The sequence below is a fragment of the Halomonas sp. BC04 genome, assembly GCF_000568385.1.
The window spans coordinates 1-5,689 of record NZ_AZQX01000397.1; the positions used below are offsets into that span (position 1 = coordinate 1).

Below are 5,689 nucleotides of genomic sequence, written 5' to 3' on the forward strand. Positions count from 1 at the left end.
ACTCGATCACCACCATGTTGGGATCGGCGGCTCTTGAGGGCATGGGTTGTCAGGGAGGGCACCAGGTACTGAGGCGTTTCCCAGTCGGAGCGAGRAMGATGCCCGCCTCCTCGAGCGCCTTGGCCCGGGCCTCCAGCTCGGCGGCACCACCCTCCTGAAGCAGCACCCGGCGTGCGGTATCCAGCACGCGGGGCAGCTTCGTTGCCTTGGTGAACTCGCGCGCATCCGCGAGCAGGGTGGTTGCCTCGTCGAGTTTCGCCAGCAGGCCCCGAAGCTTGTCGTCGCCTGCGGGCGATTCGCTCATCTCTTGCGTGTGCCGGTGCGTCGTCACGCCGACTCCTTGTGTCAGGCTGTCATTGTGCTCATGACGCCTTGATCAGACATAGAAATCAAGCTCTTCCATATTCTTGAGCAGTTCCTTCATGCGTGCCGCCTCGTCACCCTTGAAGTAGATCAGTCCCCAGTGGGTGCCGAAGGCGGTACGCTTGGTGACCGTCTCCTCCATGGGGGGCGTCAGCTCATGGGACTCGAAGTAGGGATCGTCCTCGACCTCCTCCGGAATCTCCAGGCGGCTGACAACGCGGCGCCGCGGATACACGCCGAAGCAGCCGGCATAGCCGTCGGCATCGACCACTTCCCTGGGGAAGAAGGCCTTGACCTCTTCATCGGTGGTATTGGGATCGAAGACCAGCATGCTGGCCTGGTAGGCGTTGAAGCCGTAGACCCGCTCGAGCAGTTCGAACACCTTGAATCCCGGCGGGCGGTAGGCGACCTCGCCGAAGTACATCTCGCCGTCGCTGGTGACGAAGTACTCAGGGTGTATCAAGCCGAACTCGATGTCGAAGGCCTTGATCAATTTCTCGATCTGGGCGGTGATCTGTGGGCGGTAACTCTCGAGCTCCGGTGAGGCCGGAACGAATACCGAGTAGCCCAGGGTCACGTACTCGGAGATGTTGAGAAAGGCGATCTTGCCGTTGTGGATCCATGCCTCGACGGCAAACTCCCAGCCGTCCAGGTGCGACTCCATCAGCACCGGGAACTCTTCATCCGGAATGGTATCGACTTCATCCGGGGTGCGGATCACCCGGTGGCCCAGGCAGCCGGCCTTGTCGAACGCCTTGAGGTGAATGGGGTCGTTGGGGTCGCCGTCGAGCTTGAGCAGGGTCTGGTTGACCCGCTTGAGAAAGCGGATGACATCACCCTTGTCGTGGGCCTCCTCGAAGATGCCAACGCGGATGCCGCCGAGCTGAGCGCGTCGCTTCATCAGCGCCTTGTCGCGTAGCAGCAGCGACTGGCCGTAGAGGCGCGGGTTGTCGAGCAGCAGGGAATTGATGGCCCCGGCCCACTCCACGGTCTCCTCGAAAAGCGGAATCGCCACGTCGACGCCCATCTCCTTGAGCTTTTCGGCGATATCCAGCGAGCTGTCATTGAGGCGTTCGAAGTGCCAGGAGACATAGGGAATGTCGTGTTTCTTGCAGTACTCTTCTGCCCAGTCAGGGGCTACCACCACGTAGCGTCGATCGAAATTCTCGGCGGCTTCGATGGCGTTGAGGCTCCAGCCGAGCAGTGCGATATAGCCCTTGTTGGTATCCTTCTTCATGTTACGCCTCCTGAGCGGTATCGTGTTTTTCGTCGTCGTTTTCCTGTTCACCCTACACGAAATGTCAACGCCTAGCATGGTCGAGCCCAGGCCGCGCGTCCGCTCTTGCTGGCCCGCCTGGCCGCTGGTATAGTGCATCCGCACTCGGCAAGCCATTGATGCCTCGCCGAGTTCGGCACTGCTCTCAAGGTCGTTTTATCAGCCTAGTTCATGCAGCAGATGCCGCGTAGTGGTGGCCCCGTTGGTCCTCCCGCAACGCTAAACCGCAAACCCCGCCAGGCCCGGAAGGGAGCAACGGTAGCGGTGGTCGCGTGTGCCGGGATGTGGCTCTCGGGGCCGCCTCCATTTTGGGATATACGTTTTTCATCTAACATTTGCGCAGCCCCGCCAGTACTGGTCGGGGCTGCTGCGTTCCAGCAGTCCAGGTATCTCAATACAGCCCGCCAAGTATCAGGTCATCGTGGCTGACGATGCCGACGATGGTGCCATCTGAATCGATCACCGGTGCTAGCGACAGCCCGAAGCGCTGGAAGAGCCGGGCACAGTAGCGAAGCTGCATGGTGGGCGGCACCGAGATGACCGGCTTGCTCATGATTTCATAGACATTGACCCGGTCCGGTGCCCTATTGGGAGCCATGACTTGCTTGGCGATGTCGGCCGACAACACCAACCCATACTCGTCGTTGTCGTCACGCTTGCGAACGATCAGTACTCGGGTTTGCTGTTGGCGCATCACCTGCAGGGCATCGGCGACGGTGATGAGCCCGTCGACCAGGCTGTAGCCGGGATGCATCACATCCCGGATGCGAACGATGGGTGGTGACGGCATGGCGGTGCTCCTCAGAGTTCGTCCTTCAGGGTTTGGGAAATGCTGAGTATCTGGTGCTTCACGCCCAGGGCATCCTCCACGTCGAGCTGAAAGGCGATGCCGGTGCCCGGCGAGTCATCGAACTCGCCCACCTCGGCGATGGTTTCCAGGATGCGACGGCAGCGATGCTCCTCCACCAGCAGCAACAGCACGTCCCGCTGGCTGCTCAGCGCCATGCCGAAGATGCCGTGAGTTTTCTTGAGCCCCTCGCCGCGGGCATTGTTGATGACGGTGGAACCGGTGGCGCCTGCCCGGCGCGCCGCATCGAGCAGGACATCGGTCTTCTCGTCGTCGACCAGGGCCAGAATCAGCTTGAATCGCATGGGTCGCTCCTCTGCGGGCGGAATCAGGAAGGGGGAATCTTTCTCCGCGAGCCGCGTCGCTCCCGCCATTCGGCGATCTGGGCATAGCCCATGACCGAGATGATCGGAAACAGGCAGGCCAGGGCGATCATGCCGAAGCCGTCGATGATGGGGTCGCGACCCGGAATGGTGGTGGCGAGTCCCAGGCCCAGGGCAGCGATGATGGGTACCGTGATGGTCGAGGTGGTAACCCCCCCGGAGTCGAAGGCTAGTGGAATGATGCTGCGCGGCGAGCGCAGCGTCTGGACGATCACCAGCACATAGGCCGCCAGCACGAACCACTGCAAGGGCAGTCCCAGCACGATGCGAATTGTACCCAGGGTAATGCCGAAGGCCATGCCGAGGGCGACGGCAATGCGCAGCATCAGTGGGTCAATGGTACCGCCGGAAATTTCGCCGGCCTTGACAGAAACAGCGATCAGTGCCGGTTCGGCAATGGTGGTGCTGGCACCGATGGCAAAGGCAAACAGATAGACCCAATAGTAGTCGTGCCAGCGTCGTTCCGCTTGCTGGGCGATGGCGGGCAGGAAGTCTTCGGAGGTCAACTGCTCGGCCATCAGCGTGCCCATGGGGAAGAGGGCAGTCTCCAGGCCAACGAGAAATAGCGCCAGCCCCAGCAGGACAAGGCCAAAGCCGCTCAGCACCTGCTTGAGCCGCTTGATCGGACGGCGGATGACCAGATACTGAAAGCTGAAAATGATAGCGGCAATGGGCAGGATATCGAGGAGTGTGCTGCCCAGCACGGCGAGAACGGACATCAGCCGGCCCTCCCGCCGACGATCCCGAACAGCAGTACGAAGATGATCGGCATGACAGAGGCGAAGGCAATCAGGCCGAAGCCGTCGAGCATCGGATTGCGGCCCTGAATGGCAGTGGCAAGCCCCACTCCCAGGGCCGTTACCAGCGGCACCGTGATGGTTGAGGTGGTTACACCACCGGCGTCATAGGCGATGCCGACGATGGCGTCGGGGGCCTGCAGGGTCAGCAAGAGCACGATAAGATAGCCGGCGATGATCATCAGATGTAGCGGCCAGCCCTTGAGAATTCTCAACACGCCGAGCATTACGGCGCTGCCCACTGAGACTGCCACCACCAAGCGCAGCTGCCAGGCGAAATTCGCACGGGCGCTGTCCAGGTCAGCAATCTGGCCCGCGTCGGCCATGACGGAGGCCGCCTTGCCGGCGATGGCAATCAGTGCAGGTTCGGCCACGGTGGTGCCGAATCCCAGGGAAAAGGCAAACAGCATCAGCCAGGCGGCACTGCCCTTGCGGGCGAACTCATGAGCCAGGTTTTCGCCGACAGGGAAAAGGCCGAGCTGTAGGCCCTTGATAAAGAGCGATAGCCCAAGTACTACCAGCAGCAGGCCCGTGACCAGGTCGAGCAGCGCCATGCTATCCGGCAGCGGCTGACCAATCACCACCAGTTGGAAGAAGGCGATCACCAGCACTACCGGCGTCAGGTCGCGCAGGCTGTCGCGAGTCTGCTGCAGCAGTGCCGTCAGGAGGTCCATGGGCCGGTTTCCTCGTCGATTCAGTCGAGAGGACGCTGCTCGGATAGCTTCGCGATGTGCTCCTTGAGCCCCAGGGCTCGATTGACGTCGAGTTCCAGAGCAATGCCAGTCTCAAGGCTCTCGTCCAGCCCGATGGCGTCCACGATGGCCTGCATAACGGTGACGCAGCGGCGTGCTTCGACCAGAATGAGTATTACGTTGCGGGGGCTGAGAATTTCTAGTCCAAACAAGCCGAAATGTTGTTCGAGGCCTTGGCCACGGGCGTTGCTGATAATAGTGGCCCCCGTCGCCCCTGCATGACGCGAGGCCTCCATGGCCTGGTCGGTCTTGCTCTCGTCGACCATCAGCATGATCAGCTTGAACTCCATGGCAGGGCTGGAGCCGCCGTGGGGATGGTCACCCAGGTTTGTTGTTGTCATATGCCCCCTCCCTGCACGGTTTCCGTTACGGAATTCTCCCTCGACCCTGTGGTGTTTGAGTCATTTCGTCAATGACAAGGGTCAAGAATGGGTGCCAATGGTCTGTCGTGCCATGGTGATGCCCCGGAAAGAGGCTTGTGACAGCACTCAGCTGCTTGTCGACCTTTGTTGTATATAGACCTTAGTGGTATAATGCGCTGCAGCAAACTCTTGCGAGAGGAGCACCGCGCATCATGATCGACGAAAATTCCGCAGCCGCTGGCATCCAGCGAAGCTTGCGCCAATGCATTTCCCACATGGCCGCACTCCTGTACCGCCATGGACACGTCCTGGAGACGGTGACCGTTCCTCACCGAGGACTCGATCGGGGCGCCATCCAGCACCTCAGCCAGGCGTCCAACGACTGGGCTACCTGTCAGCAGGTGCTGGAGCGCAGCGAAGCCGCTTCCTACAATGAGTCAGGCAGGTTCGTGCTCACCGCGTTGGGCCGCGAGCTGCTTTTCGACATGTTCGGTTCGGGGGCAGCCGACTGCGCCTGAGCGCAGACGCAGAGGGAGCAGCAGCAACTACAGGTAGGTCGAAAATGGCCAAGCGCAGCCAGTATTCGGACCATTGCCTAGCGCCGCCGCAGCTGGCGTACCACTAGCCCATGACGGGGCGCCGCCACCAGGGTAAGGAAGAACAGGCCGGTGGCGACAAGCACGATGGTGCCCCCCGAGGCCACATCCAGCGCCACCGACAGCCATAGCCCCACGACCGCCGAAACCACCCCCACCGTGACCGAAATCGCCATCATGACCGGGAAGCGGTCGGTGAGCAGGTGAGCGGTGGCACCGGGGGTGATCAGCATGGCCACGACCAGGATGATCCCCACGGTTTCGAGACTGGCCACGATGGTGAGTGTCAGTAGCAGAATCAGCCCGTAGTGGA

The 5,689-nt window shown here is 61.3% G+C and carries 9 protein-coding genes and 1 other RNA gene; 2 read left to right on the forward strand and 8 right to left on the reverse strand.

Annotation, left to right across the window (positions count from 1 at the left end):
• Positions 1-49: 49 nt before the first annotated feature.
• On the reverse strand, positions 50-304 hold the full coding sequence (locus Q427_RS26420) for a hypothetical protein (protein ID WP_043518456.1): 255 nt from the start codon (positions 302-304) through the stop codon (positions 50-52).
• Between the two features lie 72 nt (positions 305-376).
• The gene (locus Q427_RS26425) at positions 377-1,600 is read right to left on the reverse strand and encodes a carboxylate--amine ligase (RefSeq protein WP_043518458.1); all 1,224 of its coding nucleotides are present in this window, start codon (positions 1,598-1,600) and stop codon (positions 377-379) included.
• Positions 1,601-1,839: 239 nt separating this feature from the next.
• Between Q427_RS26425 and ffs the strand changes: the two genes are divergently transcribed.
• An RNA gene (ffs, locus tag Q427_RS30780) (signal recognition particle sRNA small type) lies at positions 1,840-1,936 on the forward strand.
• 94 nt (positions 1,937-2,030) lie between these two features.
• On the opposite strand, the gene Q427_RS26430 is transcribed toward ffs, so the two are convergent.
• From Q427_RS26430 to Q427_RS26450, 5 genes are read right to left on the reverse strand one after another with little or no spacing between them, the layout of a single operon-like run.
• Positions 2,031-2,429, reverse strand: coding sequence for a CBS domain-containing protein (locus Q427_RS26430; RefSeq protein ID WP_043518459.1), 399 nt, complete (start codon positions 2,427-2,429; stop codon positions 2,031-2,033).
• Between the two features lie 11 nt (positions 2,430-2,440).
• Positions 2,441-2,791 carry a P-II family nitrogen regulator gene (locus tag Q427_RS26435; RefSeq protein ID WP_043518461.1) on the reverse strand — a complete coding sequence of 117 codons (351 nt, stop codon included), beginning with the start codon at positions 2,789-2,791 and terminating at the stop codon, positions 2,441-2,443.
• A 23-nt stretch (positions 2,792-2,814) separates the two neighbouring features.
• The gene (locus Q427_RS26440) at positions 2,815-3,588 is read right to left on the reverse strand and encodes a DUF1538 domain-containing protein (protein WP_043518462.1); all 774 of its coding nucleotides are present in this window, start codon (positions 3,586-3,588) and stop codon (positions 2,815-2,817) included.
• Positions 3,588-4,340: a DUF1538 domain-containing protein gene (locus Q427_RS26445; RefSeq protein ID WP_043518463.1), complete on the reverse strand. Its 753-nt coding sequence runs from the start codon at positions 4,338-4,340 to the stop codon at positions 3,588-3,590. Before Q427_RS26445 ends, Q427_RS26440 begins: the two co-directional genes overlap by 1 nt.
• A gap of 20 nt (positions 4,341-4,360) precedes the next feature.
• On the reverse strand, positions 4,361-4,759 hold the full coding sequence (locus Q427_RS26450; RefSeq protein ID WP_231613936.1) for a P-II family nitrogen regulator: 399 nt from the start codon (positions 4,757-4,759) through the stop codon (positions 4,361-4,363).
• 233 nt (positions 4,760-4,992) lie between these two features.
• Here Q427_RS26450 and Q427_RS26455 point away from each other — a divergent pair, with 233 nt between their 5' ends.
• The gene (locus Q427_RS26455; RefSeq protein WP_043518465.1) at positions 4,993-5,298 is read left to right on the forward strand and encodes a hypothetical protein; all 306 of its coding nucleotides are present in this window, start codon (positions 4,993-4,995) and stop codon (positions 5,296-5,298) included.
• Positions 5,299-5,375: 77 nt separating this feature from the next.
• Here Q427_RS26455 and Q427_RS26460 read toward each other — a convergent pair.
• A partial coding sequence (locus Q427_RS26460) for a metal ABC transporter permease (protein ID WP_043518466.1) occupies positions 5,376-5,689 on the reverse strand: 314 nt, incomplete at its 5' end.

What these genes read in the sequence shown, in the direction of transcription:
- Q427_RS26425 (WP_043518458.1), bottom strand. Translation starts at nt 1,600, where the DNA reads ATGAAGAAGGATACCAACAAGGGCTATATCGCACTGCTCGGCTGGAGC.
- Q427_RS26430 (WP_043518459.1), bottom strand. Translation starts at nt 2,429, where the DNA reads ATGCCGTCACCACCCATCGTTCGCATCCGGGATGTGATGCATCCCGGC.
- Q427_RS26435 (WP_043518461.1), bottom strand. Translation starts at nt 2,791, where the DNA reads ATGCGATTCAAGCTGATTCTGGCCCTGGTCGACGACGAGAAGACCGAT.
- Q427_RS26440 (WP_043518462.1), bottom strand. Translation starts at nt 3,588, where the DNA reads ATGTCCGTTCTCGCCGTGCTGGGCAGCACACTCCTCGATATCCTGCCC.
- Q427_RS26445 (WP_043518463.1), bottom strand. Translation starts at nt 4,340, where the DNA reads ATGGACCTCCTGACGGCACTGCTGCAGCAGACTCGCGACAGCCTGCGC.
- Q427_RS26450 (WP_231613936.1), bottom strand. Translation starts at nt 4,759, where the DNA reads ATGACAACAACAAACCTGGGTGACCATCCCCACGGCGGCTCCAGCCCT.
- Q427_RS26455 (WP_043518465.1), top strand. Translation starts at nt 4,993, where the DNA reads ATGATCGACGAAAATTCCGCAGCCGCTGGCATCCAGCGAAGCTTGCGC.